The organism is Viridibacillus sp. NPDC096237, assembly GCF_050278625.1.
GTDB lineage: Bacteria > Bacillota > Bacilli > Bacillales_A > Planococcaceae > Viridibacillus.
The window spans coordinates 291,558-312,166 of the sequence record NZ_JBNNTI010000001.1; the positions used below are offsets into that span (position 1 = coordinate 291,558).

The following is a 20,609-nucleotide window of genomic DNA, read 5'->3' on the forward strand; positions in this document are numbered from 1 at the left end:
AGGTTCTAAGAAGCCTTCTTTATAAAATATTTGAATTTTTTAATTCAGTTTTCTTACTTTACATTTGGCGTATACTTACTTCTTATTTTGAATTTAACTATTTCGCATATTCGACTGCGCGTGTTTCACGAATAACGGTCACTTTAATATGCCCTGGATAATCCAGTTCATCCTCAATGCGTTTGCGAATATCACGTGCTAGACGATGTGAAGCTAAATCATCGATCTGATCAGGACGTACGATTATACGTATTTCACGACCAGCTTGAATAGCGAATGATTTCTCAACGCCTTCATATGATTCAGAGATTTCTTCCAGTTTTTCTAGTCGACGAATATAGTTTTCAAGTGTTTCACTACGTGCACCTGGGCGGGCTGCAGATAAAGCATCAGCAGCAGCTACTAATACAGCAATAACTGAAGTTGGTTCAGTATCACCATGGTGAGAAGCAATACTGTTAATAACAACAGGATGTTCTTTGTATTTTGTAGCTAATTCTACACCAATTTCTACGTGACTTCCTTCTACTTCATGGTCAATCGCTTTACCGATATCATGCAGTAATCCTGCTCGTTTTGCTAAAAGTACATCTTCACCTAACTCTGCTGCCAGTAAGCCCGCTAAGTGAGCAACCTCCACAGAGTGTTTAAGTACATTTTGACCATAACTTGTACGATATTTCATACGACCTAAAATTTTCATTAAATCCGGATGTAAATTGTGGATACCCACTTCGAATGTTGTTTGTTCACCTGTTTCACGAATTTGCTCGTCCACTTCACGGCGAGATTTCTCAACCATTTCTTCGATACGAGCTGGATGGATACGGCCGTCTTGAACTAACTTTTCAAGTGCTAGACGTGCTGTTTCTCTGCGAATTGGATCAAATCCTGATAGAATGACTGCTTCAGGTGTGTCATCAATAATTAAATCAATACCTGTAAGCGTTTCAAGTGTTCGAATGTTACGGCCTTCACGTCCAATAATACGACCTTTCATCTCGTCATTTGGTAAATTGACGACTGAAACTGTCGTTTCTGCAACGTGATCAGCTGCAAAGCGCTGAAGGGCTAGTGATAAAATTTCTCGTGCTTTTTTGTCAGACTCTTCTTTCGCTCGCATTTCAGATTCTTTCGTCATAACTGCTATATCAGTTGATAACTCGTTTTCTACTTGTTTTAGAATAATGACTTTTGCTTCTTCACGAGTTAATGCTGAGATACGTTCGATTTCAGATTGCTGTTTAGCTACGAGTTCTTCCACTTTGCTTTCCATCTGTTCAATATGCTGTTGTCTATCGTTTAGAGCATCGTCTTTGCGCTCTAAACCTGCTTCCCTCTTGTTCAGAGCTTCATCCTTGCGATCAAGATTTTCTTCTCTTTGCAATAACCGGTTTTCTTGTTTCTGAAGCTCAGACCGGCGTTCACGGATGTCGTTTTCTGCTTCAGTTCGAAGTGTGTGAGTTTCATCTTTTGCTTCAAGAAGTGCTTCTTTCTTTAGAGCTTCCGCTTCTCTTTTACCTTCATCTATGATGAGCTCTGCGGAACTCTTTGCACCTGTCACTTTTGAATCATTCACTCTTTTATTGACGTAATAGATAACAGCGGCACCGACGATGAGTCCAAGCAAAGCGGAGATGATGTTTCCAGTCATTCGAACACCTCCTCTTGCTGTATTGTTTTCATTTTTAGTCGGCTATACATTAAGTATTTCTAGGAGCTCTCAATATACTGCCTATTTCATTTCAATTTAAGAAATTATACAAGTTTAATTGTATAGTTGAAAAAAAACAATGTCAAGGATTCACAGTTATAGTTATAGTCAAAAGGGCCCTTCAATTGACATTGAAAGACCCTCAGAAAATCTTACTCTTCATTTAATAATGATGATAATTCTGCATCCATTGCTTCATCTTCTTCAGATTCAACTGTATAAGAATCAGTTGCAATCCCAGAAGCTACGCGGATTTTATGTGCAATTTCATTGCTAATTTCAGGGTTTTCTTTTAAGAATTGTTTTGCATTTTCGCGCCCTTGGCCTAAACGTTCTTCCTCATAAGCATACCAAGAACCACTCTTTTGCACGATTTCTTTTTCTACACCGATATCGATGATTTCGCCTTCTTTAGAAATCCCTTCACCATACATAATATCTACTTCAGCTGTTTTGAATGGTGGTGCCACTTTGTTTTTAACGACCTTAATTTTAGTTCTGTTACCTACCATATCATTACCTTGTTTGATTGTTTCTGCGCGACGTACTTCTAAACGTACAGAACTGTAGAATTTCAGCGCACGTCCACCTGGTGTTGTTTCCGGGTTACCGAACATAACACCAATCTTCTCACGAATTTGGTTAATGAAAATAGCAATTGTATTAGACTTGTTAATAATCCCTGATAATTTGCGCAATGCTTGAGACATTAAACGTGCTTGTAGACCAACATGTGAATCACCCATGTCACCTTCAATTTCGGCTTTTGGTACAAGGGCTGCTACAGAATCGATAATAATGATGTCAATTGCGCCACTACGTACAAGAGCTTCAGCGATTTCTAGCGCTTGCTCCCCTGTATCTGGTTGCGATAGTAATAATTCATCAATATTAACGCCTAGTTTTTGTGCATAGACAGGGTCAAGTGCATGTTCTGCATCAATAAACGCTGCTGTGCCACCATTAGCTTGTACTTCTGCAATCGCATGAAGTGCTACAGTTGTTTTACCAGAACTCTCTGGTCCATATATTTCAATAACTCGACCTCGTGGATAACCACCTACTCCAAGTACTGTATCAAGTGCTAAAGAACCACTTGAAGAAGTCAAAATTTCGATGTCTGTTTTTTCGCCTAATTTCATAACTGAACCTTTACCAAATTGCTTTTCAATTTGTTTAAGAGCCATATCTAATGCTGCTTTACGATCGCTCAATCTTGTTCCTCCTTCGAAAACATTGTCTCTTTTATATCTGTATCTACTATACTTCTTTTTTGAGAAATACACAAGAAAAAAGCGAACATTTATTCGGAAAAATTTGAGCGAAATCAAAAATAATGCCCAATCTATCGCTCAAAAGCTGAATTTAACCCAATTTGAATAGACAATTTTATATTTTACGATAACCTTGTTCCGTTAATAATTGAATAACAAAAGCAAAAGTACGTTTCACTGCGCGTAAACGATTTGTATTGCGTTGCCCTGTTAAATGTAATTGATAGGTTTGAGGTTCATTATCACCAATACATACAGCTATCCATACAGTACCCGCAGGTTGATTATCATGCCCTTCAGGTCCTGCTGCCCCTGTTAAACCGACACCTATATCTGTACCGAACTTTTCTTTTACTTTACTGGCCATTGCTGCTGCGCATTGTGAACTTACAACACCGTACTTTTCTAATAAATCAGCTGAAATCCCTAGATGATCACGTTTAGCCTGTTCCGTATATGTAACAACTCCCCCAATTAGGGATTGACTGATACCAGGATTTTCTGCTAATTCAGATTGAAAGAGCCCTGCAGTTAGACTTTCAGCTGCCGCGATAGTTAAATTATTTTCGATAAGAATTTCAGCTGTTTTAGAAGAAAGAGAATCATCATTAACACCGTACATAAATTGGCCAACTCGACGTAATATTTCATCCTTTGCTCCAGCTATTAATTGTTCAGCCTGTTTTAGGCTATATGCATTTGCTGTAATACGTAGAGTTACTTCTCCATCTGAAGCTAGGGGTGCGATAGTCGGGTTTGTTTGGTTGTCTAATAGATCTTGTACCTTTACTTCTAACTCCGCCTCACCAATGCCATAGAAGCGTAAAACGTGCGACATAATTTGGGCTCCATCATATACTCTTACTGCTAACTTCGGCTTTGCTTCATATTGGAACATAGGCTCCAATTCTTTCGGTGGCCCTGGTAACAACATATACATACGGTTATTTTTTTCTAACAGCATGCCAGGTGCCATACCATGGCGATTTATAAGTACTTCACAATCTTTTAATACAAGTGCTTGTTTACGATTATTTTCGGTCATAATACGATTTTGAAGAGTAAAAAATTCTTCAATCGATTGCATAGCAAAATTATCTGTTTCCAGTACAGTTCCTAAATGTCTTGCGATAGTTTCCTTCGTTAAATCATCTTTTGTTGGACCTAAACCACCCGAGAAAATAATGAGATTTGCACGTGACTCAGCTATTTCAATCGCTTTTACTAAACGATCAACATTATCTCCAACAACAGTGTGATAATACACATTAATACCTAACTCCGATAATTGACCTGAAATAAAACGTGCATTTGTATTCGTAATTTGGCCAAGCAAAAGCTCTGATCCTACTGCAATAATTTCAGCATTCATCTCTAACGGTCCCTTCCTTTATCTCGTATTATGTATGGTTCTTAAAAAGCAAAAAGTTGCAAAAGGCGAGGCATATAATGTAGGAGAAATTCCTCCATACTTACATCCTCGCCAACTAAAATTCATTTTATCTTTATTTTGAATCTAATAATACACGACGATTCAAGTAGAAATAATCTGCTCCAGACCAAACTGTAAAGAATAGAGCTACGTATAATGCAATATCATCAAAAGGAATACCGAACATGGTAAAGAAAATATTATTTAGCAATAGCGCAGCAATTGCAACAATTTGTGCCCATGTCTTGATTTTACCAAGTTGGTTTGCAGCGACTACCTCACCACCACCTGCTAAAATCAGTCGTAAGCCAGTTACTGCAAATTCACGGCTAATAATAATAATGACAACCCATGCAGGTGCAGTTCCTAATTCAACAAGCAAAATAAATGCAGCAGAAACTAACAATTTATCCGCTAATGGGTCCAAAAATTTCCCCATATTCGTTACTAAATTATATTTACGTGCGTAGTAGCCATCTACCCAATCAGTGATAGAAGCTACAATGAAAATCACCGCACCAACAAATTGCTCAATCGACATCGTTGCGCCAAGCACAGTTATTCTTCCCCATCCAAAGTCCACTAACATCAAAAGTACGAAAACTGGAATTAGCAAAACTCTTGAAACTGTAATTCTATTTGGTATATTCACGATTTCCTCACCCTTCTTTCAAAGAAAATAGCCATCTTTCTCTAGATGACTATTCTTTCTCTGAAAAATTAATGACGATATTTTGAGTAGTGCGCTCACTTGGTGAAGCTGCAAGTTTCACTTTCTCGTCATTGACAAAAACTTTTGCATTTGCTGCTGCACCTAGTCGAATACGAACGCTTTGCTTACCCTTCGCATCAACTTCAACTACATCTTTAGCATGGTAAACATCTGCTTTGTCAGAGATTTCTGTACGATTTTCATCTTGTACACCAACCCATGTATCGCCGGTAACCTCTACACGGATTTTAAACTCCTCTGTACCTGTTAAAGTATAATTAGTAGTCGCATTATCGTTCACTAGTGTACCCTTAGAAAGTTTTTGTTGTTGTTTTTTTTCTTTTTTAGTTACTTCTTTATCGTTCTTATCTTGATCTTTAGATCCTGGTACGTCTTTGTCTTTATTATCGTTTTTTGTAACTGGAGTTTTTGTATCCACAGTTACTGGGGGCTCTTTATTAACATCTGGTGTTGAGTTATCAGCTTTCTTTTGGAACAATATCCAGATTACTACGATTGCAATTATGATAAATAAAGCAACAACAAGTTTCGGCATTAAGTCCATAAAACCTTTTGATGGCATTTTAGACAAACTTCTACGTGATTGAGGTTGTTGAATTGTTGCTGTCGTTGTACTTTCAACTGTTTTGTTTGCAGGCACTTCAGATTTATACGTCTCAAGTAATTCATCGGCACTTAGATCCACCGCTTCTGCATATTGTTTAATAAATGCACGAACATAAAACGTTCCAGGCATTATGCTATAATTTCCCTCTTCAATAGCAGAAAGATAGCGTTTTTGAATTTTCGTAATTTCTTGTAAGTCATCCAGACTATACCCTTTTGACAATCTCGCTTCTTTTAAACGAGTTCCTAATTCTGTCAATTGTAACACCTACCTGTTAAAAATTAAATCCTCCAAAGCCGCCGAAACCACTCGAATCTTGAAGTATACTGTTATGTTTCTCCATGATTTCGTATGTAATTTCTTCATCTGGATGATGTCTTAATTCGATAATATAATCAAAGTCTTCAATTGTATATTCAGAATGTTGCACAAACATATCAGGATGCTCTACTACCTTAATAGATGGCATACACATCATTTCACGTACGAGTTGTTGATGTTTTTCGTCAGAAGATCGTCTTGTGACAATCCCATCCAGAATGAATATATTATTGCTATTAAATTCGTCTCCAATCAACTTGTTGCGTGCAGTTTGTTTAATCATAGTCGATGATAAAAATAACCATCTCTTATTTGCACAAACACTAGCTGCTACAACTGACTCCGTCTTACCGACACGAGGCATTCCTCGAATTCCAATAAGTTTATGACCATCCTTTTTGAAAAGTTCTGCCATAAAATCTACTAAAATACCTAGTTCATCACGTACAAAGCGAAACGTCTTTTTCTCATCAGCTTCTCTTTGTATATAACGTCCATGTCGAATCGCTAGGCGATCACGTGTTGTTGGCTCGCGAAATTTTGTTACACGTATCATTTCCATAGTAGAAACGATATTCTCAAATCGTTCAATCTGTTCGTCCTTTTCAGCTCGTAAAAGCATTCCTCTTCGAACTTGATCGACACCATTAATCGTCACAATATTCACACGAAGCATACCTAATAAGGAAGCAATATCTCCTAATAAGCCGGGGCGATTGATTTGTATTTCATATTCAAAATACCATTCTTTCACATACAACGATCCCTTCTATTATACGACGCTTAAAACATTTATAAGTTCCATAATAGCCGATTTTTGTACATATGGAAAGAAAAAAAGGAAAAGAGGGGCTAATACCCCATTTTTCCTATTGTACCTTCCTATTCTGCACTAATTTTACAACACAATTAGCTAGTGATTGCTTTTCATTATCGGTTGCCACCGACCATAACTCTGAAAGCACTCTCTCTTGTTCATTTTTCGGATCAACGTTGTTAGCCAAATACTCACCAATTTGTACAGCGGCTTCTTGTATTACTTTTTGTGACATTCCAGCAGATTCCGCTTTTGCAACATTTTGTCCCAAAAAGCTCGTCCACTTTTGCCAGTTTTCAATGATATCCATAAAACTCCTCCTTTTCACATTTAGTATGTGTAAAAAAGAATTTTATATGTACCATCCACCATTTATGCGAAGAATTTGACCTGTAATATAATTAGCACGTCCTGATAACAAAAATGATACTAGATGACCAACTTCAGCTGGCTCTCCAGCTCTTGCTAATGGAATTTCATCTATTAGATTCTGCTCTTCAACATCCGTCAAATGCCCGTTCATTTTAGTATTAATTAATCCTGGTGCTACCGCATTAACAAGAATACCATTTCCTGCTGCTTCTTGTGCATACGATTTCACAAAAGCATGGAGTGCACCTTTCACAGTAGCATACAAAGCCTCTCCTGATGCCCCTGCTTCGCCCCAAACAGAACCAATCATAGTAATATGACTTATTTCGTTATGGCGTAATTTTGAAGCTAGGAGGCTAATCAGTCTAATTGGGGTTTGTACATGGACTTTCCAAAGTGCATCCATCTCATCAGCAGTGGTATCCTCCACTAGCTTATATAGCGCTTGACCGCTAGCTACCACAATCGCTTGTAATGTAAATACAGAATGAGTAATGCGTTCTGCTGCAAGAGGATCTATTAAATCAGCTTGAATCATCATAAATTCCTGTTCTGGGTAGGTAATTGAAAGATCATTTACAAGCTCGCCAGCTACCGCTTCACCTTGATTGTATTGCATATATAAAGACCAGCCATCTTTGGCAAGCTGCGTACTTATGGCGCGCCCAATTGTACCAGACGCACCAAGCACTAAGCAAAACTTTTTCATTATTGCTCTTGACCTTCTTTAGAATTACTTGTTTTCGCCTTGTTTCCTACCGGTAAAATTTTAAATACTGTTTGCTGCGATTCTCCTTGTAGTGAAGCGAAAGCTTGTTGCACATCTTCTACTGTCAATTCTTCAATGACAGGAACTGCGTCAAATAAATTCATATCATTAAAGGCATATCTCGTGAATTGATTTGCGATAAATTCAATTGAATTTAACGCTCTTAAATAAAAGCCAATTTTACGACGTTTTACCCGTTCTAACTCATCAGCACCAAATGGCCATTTTTCTTGTGTTTTTTTTAATACATTTTGAATAGCTTCAACTAATTCATCTGCTTGATTTGTATCTGAACCAACTAAGGCAAAACCAAAACCTTTTTCTAATGAAAAGTCATATGAATACGATTCATCAATCATGGCCTTTTCATATACATCCGTATAGAAATCTGAAGATCTACCAAATAAAACATCCAGAGCTAACTGTATAGACAGCTCATGCTTTAACATGTCTCTACCAGATAGGCTTGTTTCTTTTGCTTTTATACCAACAATTACTTTTGGTTTTAATACATCCATTTCTAATGTGCTACTTTTTACTGCTACATCCGTAGGTTCAGTCACTTCAATGCGCTGTATCGGAGTTGGTTCTTCAAAGGTTTTGTCAGCTTGATCAGCACGAATAAAATCCATCATTTTCTCTGGCTCAACAGCGCCGATGACAAATAGCAGCATATTAGATGGATGATAAAACGTATTATAGCAAGTGTATAAATGGTCGGCAGTAATATCATCGATTGATTCAATAGTTCCTGCTATATCAATTTTCACAGGGTGCTCATGGAACATATTTTCAATCGTTCCAAAGTATAGACGCCAATCAGGTTGATCATCATACATCGTAATTTCCTGACCGATAATTCCCTTTTCTTTCTCCACAGTTTGCTCTGTGAAATAAGGTTGTTGTACGAAATCAAGCAAAGTTTTCGTACTCTCATATAAATGATCTGTCGCTGAGAATAAATACGCTGTCCTTGTGAAAGATGTGAAAGCATTAGCTGAAGCACCTTTTTCACCGAACTTTTGAAATACATCACCATCTTCTTTTTCAAACATTTTATGTTCTAGAAAATGTGCAATTCCATCTGGTACTGTAATTGCTTCAGTTTCACCAATCGGTATGAATGAACGATCGATGGAACCGTATTTTGTAGTAAAAGTGACAAACGTTTTAGAGAAGCCTTTTTTAGGCAAAATATAAACGTCTAATCCGTTATCTAACTTCTCATAATAAAGTGTTTCATCTAATTGATCGAATTGGATTGTTTTCATTCTGCAGCATCCTCCTTACCCCTTAAGAAATATACTGTTTCTTTTTCTACTAGTTTTGCCATATCAACTACATCTTCTTTCATTACAGCTTGCCATTTCGCGGCCATATTTTCTACCGAGAACTCTGTTGATAATTCTTTATATTGATCATATATTTCAATTTGTCCTCTAGATGAATCAAGTGCTTCTTTTAATTGGTTTGTTAACATAGCTTTTGTTTGCGCTAATTCTAAATCTGTAATGTCGCCTTTTTGAACCGCAACTAGTTGTTCATCGATTAATGAAATTGCCTTTTTCTCTTTGTTGGCATCAATTCCTGATATGACGAATACTAACCCATATTGGGAAGAATATGAGCTCGAGCAGTAATAAGCCATACTTTCTTTTTCACGTACATTCATAAATAATTTTGCATGTGGATATCCTCCAAAAATGCCATTAAAAATTTGCATTTTAGGAAAATCAGGGTGCGTGAAAGTGACAGGTGTATGATAGCCGATATGTAATTTACCTTGCTTCATATCTTGCTGTTCACTGACAAACGTTTCAGTAGGCTTACTCTCTTTAGTTGGATGCGTAGCATGGTCCACTGCACGATCAGCAAATGGTAATGCCTTTTTCAAGCTTTCAACAATTGTTTTCTCATCAATATCACCTACTACGTAGATATCGATTAAATCATCAGCCAACATAGCTTCGTATGTTTCGACTAATGAAGCTGGTGTAACTTTTTTAACATTTTCAATTGTACCGTTAGCAGAGATAGATGCTGGATGATTTGGGCGCATTATATTCAACAACTGCTGTTGAGCATAGCGTGATTTATCATCAAAAACAGATTGAATTCGCTCAATCACCATTTCTTTTTCACGCCCAACAATACTTTCACGAAATACACCGTTATCGAAGTTTGGCTCAAATAGAACTGATTGCATTAGCTCTAGCACTTTGTCTAAAACTTCCCCATTTTTTAAATATTGATCATTGACTGTTTCAACATTTAATAACACAGTATGTTCATCACCACGTTTTGTAGTATCAAAATACAATACTGTTCCATATAAATCATCTAAATACATACGCATAGCAGCAGTAGATGGATATCTGGCACAGCTATGTTGCAGTACATTTGTTAACACCGTTCTTTCAGATGCATCCTCGACAGTTAAAGGTCTTTTAAATTTCACTGAAAAATTTACAGTTTTGAATTGATCAGTCGTTCTTGTATGAATATTGACACCTTTTGCCACTTGAATTGTTTGAAACATGTAGACCCCTCCTATCTCTTTAATATAACAAACCATTACACTCACTATACATGCCTTTTAAATAAAAAAGCAACTTCAGGAAAAGTGAGTATTAAGTCTTGCTATTAAAGAGTCTTTATTCACAAAGAAAAAGACTAGGCTCATGCCCAGTCCTTTCTTTTAAATGAAAAATTAACGCTTACCTTTAATATATGGTTTACCAACTGCTTTTGGTGCATGTGCTTTACCAATAAAGCCAGCTACAGCGAAGATTGTTAACACATAAGGTAAAATGTGTAAGTATACAGATGGAATGTTTTGAATATATGGAATCGAGTTCCCTGCTATACTTAAAGATTGCGCAAATCCGAAGAAAATTGCAGCTCCTAAGGCACCTAGTGGATGCCATTTACCGAAAATCATCGCCGCAAGAGCCATGAACCCTTGCCCATTAATTGTTCCGTGACCAAAGTCACCAGAAATTGTTTGCGAATAGATCGCACCACCAATACCACCTAAAACACCTGAAATGATAACGGCGATGTAACGCATTTTCGTTACATTAATACCCATCGTATCTGCCGCAGTTGGATGCTCCCCAACTGCACGTAAACGTAAACCAAATGGTGTTTTATAAATAATCATCCAAGCAAGAATTGCTACTGCAATTGCTAGAATTGAAGTACCATAAACATCCTTAAAGAACATAGGACCGATTAACGGAATATCTTCTAGATAAGGAATATTAAAGCGTGGGAAACGAACTTTAATCATATCTGTTTGCCCTTTATCGTAAAGCATTTTTACAGAGAATAATGCTATTGCAAGACCAAGCAAATTGATGGCTACCCCTGAAATCGTTTGATCGGCACGGAATGAAATAGCTGCTACTGCATGTAACATTGAGAAAATACCAGCAGCAAGTCCTGCTACTAATAATGCAATCCAAGGTGTCCAAGCTCCAAATGTATCAACATACGTTAAGTTGAATACAATCCCAGCAAAAGCACCTATAACCATTAAACCTTCAAGTCCTATATTAACTACGCCGGAACGTTCAGAGAATACACCACCGATAGCCGTTAAAATAAGAGGCGCTGCATAGAAGATCGCAGTAGGAACAAGGAAATATAACACTTCCAAAAAGCTCATGTTATTTCGCCTCCTTTTTCTTGCTCAATCGTTCAAGGAATAATCTAATGATATAACCTGACGCTACAAAGAAAATAACTAATGCTATTACAATCGAAACTATTTCCAAAGGTATGCCGACGTTTGGCATATTTAATGAACCGAATTTCAATGCACCAAATAATATTGCACCTAATAATACTCCAAATGGTGTATTGGCACCGAGTAAAGCTACCGCAATACCATCAAATCCGATACCAGTAAAGCCACCTTTAACTGAAATGTTACCGAATGTTCCAAGCGCTTCCATTGCACCTGCAAGACCGGCAAATGCACCCGAAATAACCATAGCAAGAATAATATTATTTTTAACATTCATACCAGCATACTCAGAAGCATTTTGATTGAAACCAACTGCTTTAAGCTCGAAACCACGTTTTGTTTTCTCTAAAATGAACCACATAATGACAACCATTATTAAAGCGATTACAAAACCGTAATGCATACGTGAATAATCAGTTAACGTATCTAAAAAAGTCGATCGTAATGATGCCGATTCATGAATCATCGGTGTTTTTTCTCCATTATCAGAAAGTGATTTAATCACTGCATTTGCTACATGTAGAGCAATATAGTTCATCATAATTGTGACGATAACTTCATGCACTTGTAATTTAGCCTTTAATATACCTGGGATAAACGCCCACAGAGCTCCTGCTACTGCAGCTGCTAATATAGCTAACGGAAGGTGAATAATAGCGGGTAGTTCGAAAGCGTACCCTACATATGCAGCCGCTAACCACCCCATAATTAATTGACCTTCAACACCAATATTAAATAAACCTGTACGGAACGCAAAAGCTACCGCTAAACCTGCCAATATATACGGTGTAATTTGACGGATAGTGCCGCCAAGCGTAAACATATCCCCAAAGATACCTTCCCAAAGAGCAATATAACCTTCTACAGGATCATAACCACTTACAAGCATAACAATTGCACCGACAATTAAGCCTAGAATTACTGAAATCACAGGGACGAGGATATTAGTCAATTTCTTCGACATGTTATTCGTCACCTTCCTTTACTTGTCCATTATTAGATTGTCGACCTTGTCCTGCCATTAATAGACCTAACTCTTGTTCAGTCGTTTCATTTGGCTTCACAGTATCGATAATTTGACCATCATATATAACTGCAATTCTATCAGAAACATTCATAACTTCATCCAATTCGAATGAAATTAATAATACTGCCTTACCTTTATCGCGTTGTTCAATTAGGCGTTGGTGTATAAACTCAATGGCTCCAACATCCAAGCCACGTGTTGGCAATGCAGCAATTAGTAAATCTGGATTTCTATCTACTTCTCTACCGATAATTGCTTTTTGTTGATTACCACCTGATAATGCACGAGCTGGTGTAACTTCACCATGACCTGAGCGAACATCGTATTCTTTAATTATCTTTTGCGCAAGTTCAGAGATTTTGCTATAATCTATTATTCCACCTTTTGCGATTGGAGACTTGTAATAAGTTTGAAGTGCGATATTGTGACCGATTGGGAAATCTAATACTAAACCATGTTTATGACGATCTTGTGGGATATGCCCAACACCAGATTCCGTAATATCACGTGGTTTTAGATTAGTGATATTTTGATTATTTAATGAAACTGTACCTGACTTCACTTTACGAAGTCCTGTTATCGCTTCGATTAATTCGGACTGTCCGTTACCATCAATACCAGCAATACCGACAATTTCACCGCTGCGTATCGAAAGATTCAATCCTTTCACTTTTTCAATATTTCGGTAGTCGGTTACGACTAAGTTTTCAATTTTCAAAATTTCCTCTTTAGGATTGGCTTCTATTTTTTTAGTTTTAAATTCAACTTGACGTCCAACCATTAACTCTGCTAATTGATTTGGCGTTGTTTCAGAAGTTGTTACAGTTCCAATGCCTTGTCCTTTACGGATAATAGTCACTCTATCTGAAACTTCCATAATTTCTTGCAATTTATGAGTGATTAAGATAATAGATTTACCTTCTGCAATCAAACGTTTCATAATTTGAATCAATTCTGAAATTTCTTGTGGTGTCAATGATGCTGTAGGTTCATCGAAAATAATATTTTCTGCCCCACGATACAACGTTTTAATAATTTCTACACGTTGTTGCATACCGACAGAAATGTCCTCTATTTTCGCATATGGATCTACATTCAATCCATATTTTTCAGATAGAGCTTGTACTTTTTTCGCAGCATCTTTGATATTAACGATGCCATTTTTAGTAGGCTCACTACCTAAAATAATATTTTCTGTTACTGTAAAATTTTCAACTAACATGAAGTGTTGATGAACCATTCCAATACCTAGGTCATTCGCTATGTTAGGATTAGAAATTTTTTCTTTCTTTCCATTCACACGAATTTCGCCAGCTTCAGGTTGATAAAGTCCGAAAAGCACGTTCATTAAAGTCGACTTCCCTGCACCATTTTCTCCAAGCAATGCATGAATTTCGCCTTTTTTCAGCTGAAGGGTGATATTATCATTTGCTACAAAAGATCCGAATTGCTTTCGAATACCTAGCATTTCTATCACATATTCCAATGTGTTCACTCCCTTGGACACTGTAAATTATATTTGTTGTTATTAATAAATTAACATAGGTTAAAAAAATTAACACAGGAAAGATTTTGAAATTATCAAAAACTTTTATCTATTAATTTTTTTCAGATAAAAGTCATCATAAAGACTTGCACTTAACTAGTCTTTATGATGACGACTTAAGTTAAATTATTTCTTTTTCTCTACTTTTTCTGGAACTTTAATTGTACCGTCAGCAATTTGTTTAGCATAATCATCGATTTTTTTCATAATATCTTCTGAAATAGCACCATGTGAATCTGCTAATGCCATACCATTATCTGATAAACCGTATACTACTTTTTTTCCACCTGGGAATTTACCTTCTTTTGCTTGTTTTGCAACGTCTTGTACTGCAACATCAACACGTTTCAGAACAGAAGTTAAAGTAACGTTAGATTTATCGTTAACTTGTCCTTCTTTGTATTGGTCAGCATCTACTCCGATTACCCATACATTAGCGTTAGCATCTTTAGCTTTACGTTCTTTTGCTTCAGTGAATACACCATTACCTGTTGCACCAGCAGCGTGGAAAATTACATCTACGCCTGTAGAATACATACGATTAGCAGTAGTTTTACCAAGCTCAGCTTTATCAAAAGCACCAGTATATTGAGCATCAACTTTAATATCTGGGTTTACTGCTTTAACACCTTCAACAAATCCAGCATGGAAGCGGTTAATAACTGGAATATCCATTCCACCTACAAAACCGATTTTGTTAGATTTTGTAACGTTAGCTGCAGCTACACCTGCAAGGAAAGCGCCTTCTTGCTCTTTGAACAAGATAGAAGCTACGTTTGGAGCCTTAACTTCAGCATCAATAATTGAGAATTGAGCATTTGGTTTTTGTTCAGCAACTTCTTTTACAGAATCAGCCATCATAAAACCAACACCGAATATTATGTCGAAGTTACGACGAATCATACTAGTTAAGTTTGGATTGTAATCAGCATCAGACGAAGATTGTTTATAGTCATAACCACCGTCACCTTTTTTCAAACCATTGTCTTTACCAAATTTTTGGATACCTTCCCAAGCTGATTGGTTGAATGATTTGTCATCCACACCACCAACGTCAGTTACCATTGCAAGTGAGAAGTTGCCTTTGTCTTCTTTGTCACCCTTAGAAGTATCATCTTTAGAACCACATGCACCTAATAAAGTACCAGCAGCTAATACAACTGAAAGTGCTAAGCCAAATTTACGTTTTTTCATTTGGAGTCCCCCCAAAAGTGTTTGATGTTAGCAGGAATGCATACAGTTTTAAACACGTTTTCGAACTACATGGAAGCTGAATTTATCAGCTCTAAAATAGTTTTTAGAATATAACACCACTTGATCGTTATCATCATAGTGGAGCTGTTTTAGTACTAGGAGAGCTGTTTCAGACTCACACCCTAAAATTGGAGATGCTTGGTTATGATAACCAACCGGATCGATAAATGTGATTGCATACGCGACATGAATATCACCTGATTCTTCTATTGCAGAGAAGATTGAAGAATCTTCTCCATTTGAAAAATCAGAAGGCAAATACTTTGACGGTACTTGGTCCACACAATAGACAACGGGCTCTCCGTTTGCAGTACGAACTCTTTCAATTGTTATGATAGTTTCATCTTCTTTGCAATGAAAGCGTTTTACATCATCCTCAGAAGCTGGCACCCCGAATGAACTTAAATAGTTTGTTCCGGGTTCCATTCCAGCATTTTGGATCATCGAGGAAATACTTGATAAATGTTCAATTCCTGATGTAAATACAGGTCTTGGATTCACAAATGTTCCCACTCCATGTCGACGGACAATGATGTTTTCTTCTTCCAACAGTCTAAGTGCCTCACGTAGAGTGGCACGACTGACTCCAAGTTTTTTTGATAATTCGAATTCAGATGGGAGTTTTTCTTTTTCTTTAAAAACACCTTTTTCAATATCTTCTTTCAAACGATCGATTACTTGGAGATACAAATGCCGACTATCTGTTTTAATCGTCATACATACCACCGCCTAGAGAGATCAGACATCTGACGTAAAACATTCCTACTAATTCGTTACTATACCATTATTATTTGGGTAAATAAATAGAATTTCTTTAAAAACTGTGCTAAAACAGTTTTTTTTTTTTATATCTGTAGTTGTTTTGTTATTTTTTTGATAAGGAAAATTTTACCGCCATCATTTTCCGATAAGAACTTGACGTGGTTTGCTTTTTTCAGCAGGTCCCACAACCCCTCTTTCTTCCATCTGATCCATTATCCGAGCAGCTCTAGCATATCCAACTTTTAACTTTCTTTGTAAAAACGAGACTGATGCTGTTTCTTGATCAATTACCAATTGTACTGCCTCTTCATACAAGTCATCTGTATCATCTAAGTTCTTTAAATCATCCTCTTCAGTGGGTATCATCTCTTCTTGATACTGTGCTTTTTGTTGACTAATAACAAAATCAACAACATCCTGTACCTCATTATCTGACAAAAATGCCCCTTGAACTCGAACAGGTTTCGATTGTCCAGCTGGTAAAAACAGCATATCTCCTCTTCCAAGAAGACGTTCTGCTCCCCCCATGTCTAAAATTGTACGAGAATCGATTGAAGAGGATACAGCAAAAGCAATCCGCGAGGGAATATTCGCTTTAATGACACCCGTAATGACATCAACACTCGGTCTTTGTGTCGCGATAATTAAGTGAATACCCGCTGCTCGTGCCATTTGTGCAAGTCTTGTAATAGAATCTTCAACATCGCTCGAGGCGACCATCATCAAGTCAGCTAACTCATCTACAATAACCACGATAAATGGTAACTTTGGATGCTTTTCATCATTTTCAGCATTAAATGCTTCAACATGTCCATTGTAGCCTTCAATATTACGCGTTCCTGTATGCGAAAACAGATCATAACGACGCTCCATTTCAGATACAACTTTTTTCAAAGCTTGCGAAGCTTTACGTGCATCTGTAACAACTGGTGCTAAAAGATGCGGAATACCGTTGTAAACATTTAGCTCCACCATTTTCGGGTCAATCATCATAAGTTTCACTTCATGTGGTTTTGCACGCATTAAAATACTTACAATGATGCCATTAATACATACACTTTTTCCGCTACCTGTTGAACCAGCTACCAATAAATGTGGCATCTTATTTAACTGGGCCAACTTCGCTTCACCCGTAACATCTCTGCCTAGACCAATTAGTAACTTGGCATTTGGTTGATTATTTTCTTTTGCTTCTAACACTTCACGCAAGCTTACAATCGCTACCTCTTTGTTTGGCACTTCGATACCGACAGCAGATTTACCTGGAATAGGTGCTTCAATACGAATATCTTCAGCTGCTAATGCTAATGCTAAATCATCTTGCAATCCAACAATTTTACTTACTTTAACCCCTTTATCTGGTAGAACTTCATACTCCGTAACAGCAGGACCTAAGTGAACTTGTGTAACTGTTGCTTTTACACCAAACGATTGGAAAGTTTGTTCAAGTTTTCGAGCATTCGCTTGTATCAATGTAAATTCGCCACTTTGATCAACATGTGGTGGTGCTTTCAATAGAGACATTGTTGGTAATTGATAATTAACATTTTCAACAACCTCATCACCCGCCATTGGCTGCATCTCTATTTCCACTTCTGGCTCTAGTTCTTGTGGTGTTTCTTCGTTTTCTACTACCCGTTGTGTAAAAGCTGAAATAATTGGTTCCGTATGGGCAGGAAGCTCTACATCTGTGGCTGCTTCAAGATTTTCTTCAATTTGTTGCGTTGCCTCAGCTTTTGCAGATTTACGAGCTCGACGTGACGAAGCTTTAGGCTCTTCTTGTCTTTGCGGAGTCTTTCTTGCTTGCTTCGCTCTTTTCGCTTGTGAGCGACGTTCGTTCCATTTTGTTTGCCATTCAGGCGTCTTTTGCAGTAAGTAAGGAACTAATGCCTTACCAGTCAATAAAATCAACCCTATAAATAACAGTAACCAGCTAGCAATAGATGCGCCTGCAGAGTCAAATAAAATATAGAAGCATGCAAATAATATAGCGCCCATCATGCCACCACCAAGAGACTGACTACGTTCTTGAATACCACCGCTCGTTATGAGTATACGCCATGTCTCTCTTAAAACAGAATTACTTCCAATTCCATTCCCATTCAGTAATTGCTCGAACAGTGCAATATGACTAAACAAAGTCAGACTCCCTAGTATAAAAGCACAACCAAGAATTGTTCGATTCTTCATATTCGGAATTGTTCTACGAACCATTAAAATAAGGGCACTAAGAATAAGCATAAATGATACAGCAATTGACCAATTGCCAAATAAAAACAAAGCAGCTGTTTGTATGAATCGTCCAACTAATCCATATTCAAAGAATGTCATGATGGCAATGCCGATTAAAAGGAGACCAATAATTTCATACATCAAGGGATGCATTGATAGTTTTTGTTCTGGCTTTTTAGGTTTTGTTTCTTTTTTCTTTTTTGTAGCCAATTTCCTGACCCTCCTTTCTCTTTTAAAGGAAAAAAGGATTTCCCACCACAAACTGGCTAGGAAATCCTTTGTATCCGCTACGCATTAATATTCCATAATAATCGGGATGATCATTGGGCGGCGCTTCGTTTTTTGGAATAAATAGGAATTGAGCGTGTCACGGATTTCTTGTTTAATGTTTGTCCATTCATACGTACCTTTATTCACATATTTTTCGACAACATTCTTCACTAGTGCTGCAGACTCTTCCATTAGTTCTTCTGATTCACGAACATAAACGAATCCTCTTGATAAAATTTCCGGACCTGAAGCAATTTTTTTGTGTTGACGGTCAATAGTCACAACAACGATAAAGATACCATCTTGACTTAATAATTTACGATCACGTAAAACGATGTTACCTACATCACCAACACCGATACCATCTATTAAAACATTACCAGCTGTCACTCGACCGCTCATACGCATTTTGCCGTTTTTGTATTCTACGATATCGCCTTTATCTGCGATGAAAATTTGTGCTTTCGATAAACCTGTTTCTTGTGCGAGTTTAGAGTGGGCTATTAACATACGATATTCCCCTTGTATAGGAATAAAGTACTTTGGTTTCATAAGGTTAAGCATTAATTTAAGATCTTCTTGCGAACCATGACCAGATACATGTACCTTTTTATCCGCTGACATTACTTTTGCACCTGCTTTGGCAAGGCTATTCATTGTTTCGGAAATTTGTACTTCCATACTTGGAGAAGGTGTAAACGTAATTAATACAGTATCACTAGGTTTAATGCGAATATCACGATGGTGCTTACGGATGATTTTCTCAAGACCTTCTAAAGGCTCACCTTGATTACCCGTTACAATTGCAACAATTTCATTTTCAGGGTAATCATTGATTTTACTTACTGGAATAATTCTTTCCGGATCAACAGAAAGATAGCCTAAACGCATACCTACTTCAAACACATTTTCTAGGCTACGTCCTACAACAGCGATTTTACGATTTGTTGCTGCCGCTTCGTCAAATACTTGTTGAATACGGATAAAGTTTGATGCATATAGTGCTACAAGGATTCTTCCTTCTGCACGGTGGAATGTTTTTGATAATCTTTCGCGAATAATCGATTCTGAGATTGTATATCCTGGGCGCTCTGCTTCTGTTGAATCAGACATTAAGATGAAGACGCCCTCTTCACCAAGTCCAGCCATTTTAGCGATATCAGGCTTGTATTTACCTTGTGCAGATTGGTCAAATTTAAATTCGCCGGTGTGTACGATTGCACCTTCAGATGTATGGAACGCAACGCCAAGTGAATCAGGAATGCTATGCGTTGTATGGAAAAATGTTACATACGTCGTTTGGAAATTCATACGACTTTTGCTGGTTACTTCAAAGAATTTCACTTGTTGTGGAGCGGGCAATTCTTTTAAATGTTCTTTTGCTAAAGCAATTGTTAATTTTGAACCGTAAACCGGTGCACTAACTTTCTGTAATAGGTATGCAATTGAACCAATTGCATCTTCATGACCATGTGTTAAGAAAATTCCTTTTACTCTTGTTTTGTTTTCTTCTAAATATGAAATGTCTGGAATAACAAAATCGATTCCTAGCATTTCATCCTCTGGGAACATTAGTCCACTATCGACTACAAATAGCTCGTCATCAATTTCAACGACATACATTGCTTTGCCGATTTCACTAACCCCACCTAGAGGTATTACTCGTATTACTTCATTTTTTGTTTTAACCACTTGTTTTCCTCCTAAAAATAATCCCGAACAGCATCC

The 20,609-nt window shown here is 37.3% G+C and carries 17 protein-coding genes; all 17 read right to left on the minus strand.

The window, feature by feature from the left end:
* Positions 1–97 precede the first annotated feature (97 nt).
* Positions 98–1,654, minus strand: a complete 1,557-nt coding sequence (rny, locus tag ACQKMD_RS01540) for a ribonuclease Y (RefSeq protein ID WP_427748852.1) — start codon at positions 1,652–1,654, stop codon at positions 98–100.
* 212 nt (positions 1,655–1,866) lie between these two features.
* Positions 1,867–2,928 (minus strand): recombinase RecA, encoded by a 1,062-nt coding sequence (recA, locus tag ACQKMD_RS01545; protein WP_427748854.1) that lies wholly within the window; start codon positions 2,926–2,928, stop codon positions 1,867–1,869.
* A gap of 175 nt (positions 2,929–3,103) precedes the next feature.
* On the minus strand, positions 3,104–4,360 hold the full coding sequence (locus ACQKMD_RS01550) for a competence/damage-inducible protein A (RefSeq protein WP_427748856.1): 1,257 nt from the start codon (positions 4,358–4,360) through the stop codon (positions 3,104–3,106).
* A 133-nt stretch (positions 4,361–4,493) separates the two neighbouring features.
* A complete protein-coding gene (gene pgsA, locus ACQKMD_RS01555; protein WP_427748858.1) occupies positions 4,494–5,072 on the minus strand; it encodes a CDP-diacylglycerol--glycerol-3-phosphate 3-phosphatidyltransferase in 579 nt (192 codons plus the stop codon).
* A gap of 49 nt (positions 5,073–5,121) precedes the next feature.
* Positions 5,122–6,027 (minus strand): helix-turn-helix domain-containing protein, encoded by a 906-nt coding sequence (locus ACQKMD_RS01560; protein WP_427748860.1) that lies wholly within the window; start codon positions 6,025–6,027, stop codon positions 5,122–5,124.
* A gap of 7 nt (positions 6,028–6,034) precedes the next feature.
* Positions 6,035–6,835 (minus strand): DUF3388 domain-containing protein, encoded by an 801-nt coding sequence (locus tag ACQKMD_RS01565; RefSeq protein WP_427748861.1) that lies wholly within the window; start codon positions 6,833–6,835, stop codon positions 6,035–6,037.
* A gap of 115 nt (positions 6,836–6,950) precedes the next feature.
* The gene (locus tag ACQKMD_RS01570; protein WP_427748863.1) at positions 6,951–7,208 is read right to left on the minus strand and encodes a DUF3243 domain-containing protein; all 258 of its coding nucleotides are present in this window, start codon (positions 7,206–7,208) and stop codon (positions 6,951–6,953) included.
* A 42-nt stretch (positions 7,209–7,250) separates the two neighbouring features.
* Positions 7,251–7,979 carry an elongation factor P 5-aminopentanone reductase gene (ymfI, locus tag ACQKMD_RS01575; RefSeq protein ID WP_427748865.1) on the minus strand — a complete coding sequence of 243 codons (729 nt, stop codon included), beginning with the start codon at positions 7,977–7,979 and terminating at the stop codon, positions 7,251–7,253.
* The gene (yfmH, locus tag ACQKMD_RS01580; RefSeq protein WP_427748867.1) at positions 7,979–9,310 is read right to left on the minus strand and encodes an EF-P 5-aminopentanol modification-associated protein YfmH; all 1,332 of its coding nucleotides are present in this window, start codon (positions 9,308–9,310) and stop codon (positions 7,979–7,981) included. The genes ymfI and yfmH overlap by 1 nt, the downstream gene beginning before the upstream one ends.
* On the minus strand, positions 9,307–10,578 hold the full coding sequence (yfmF, locus tag ACQKMD_RS01585) for an EF-P 5-aminopentanol modification-associated protein YfmF (protein WP_427748869.1): 1,272 nt from the start codon (positions 10,576–10,578) through the stop codon (positions 9,307–9,309). Before yfmF ends, yfmH begins: the two co-directional genes overlap by 4 nt.
* Positions 10,579–10,749: 171 nt before the next feature.
* The gene (locus ACQKMD_RS01590) at positions 10,750–11,709 is read right to left on the minus strand and encodes an ABC transporter permease (protein WP_427748871.1); all 960 of its coding nucleotides are present in this window, start codon (positions 11,707–11,709) and stop codon (positions 10,750–10,752) included.
* A 1-nt stretch (position 11,710) separates the two neighbouring features.
* A complete protein-coding gene (locus ACQKMD_RS01595) occupies positions 11,711–12,754 on the minus strand; it encodes an ABC transporter permease (RefSeq protein ID WP_427748873.1) in 1,044 nt (347 codons plus the stop codon).
* Between the two features lies 1 nt (position 12,755).
* The gene (locus tag ACQKMD_RS01600) at positions 12,756–14,303 is read right to left on the minus strand and encodes an ABC transporter ATP-binding protein (RefSeq protein ID WP_427748875.1); all 1,548 of its coding nucleotides are present in this window, start codon (positions 14,301–14,303) and stop codon (positions 12,756–12,758) included.
* Positions 14,304–14,489: 186 nt separating this feature from the next.
* A complete protein-coding gene (locus ACQKMD_RS01605; RefSeq protein ID WP_427748877.1) occupies positions 14,490–15,557 on the minus strand; it encodes a BMP family lipoprotein in 1,068 nt (355 codons plus the stop codon).
* Positions 15,558–15,605: 48 nt separating this feature from the next.
* The gene (locus ACQKMD_RS01610) at positions 15,606–16,334 is read right to left on the minus strand and encodes a GntR family transcriptional regulator (protein ID WP_427748879.1); all 729 of its coding nucleotides are present in this window, start codon (positions 16,332–16,334) and stop codon (positions 15,606–15,608) included.
* Between the two features lie 180 nt (positions 16,335–16,514).
* Positions 16,515–18,764 (minus strand): DNA translocase FtsK, encoded by a 2,250-nt coding sequence (locus ACQKMD_RS01615; RefSeq protein ID WP_427749295.1) that lies wholly within the window; start codon positions 18,762–18,764, stop codon positions 16,515–16,517.
* 141 nt (positions 18,765–18,905) lie between these two features.
* The gene (locus ACQKMD_RS01620) at positions 18,906–20,573 is read right to left on the minus strand and encodes a ribonuclease J (RefSeq protein ID WP_427748881.1); all 1,668 of its coding nucleotides are present in this window, start codon (positions 20,571–20,573) and stop codon (positions 18,906–18,908) included.
* Positions 20,574–20,609 lie beyond the last annotated feature (36 nt).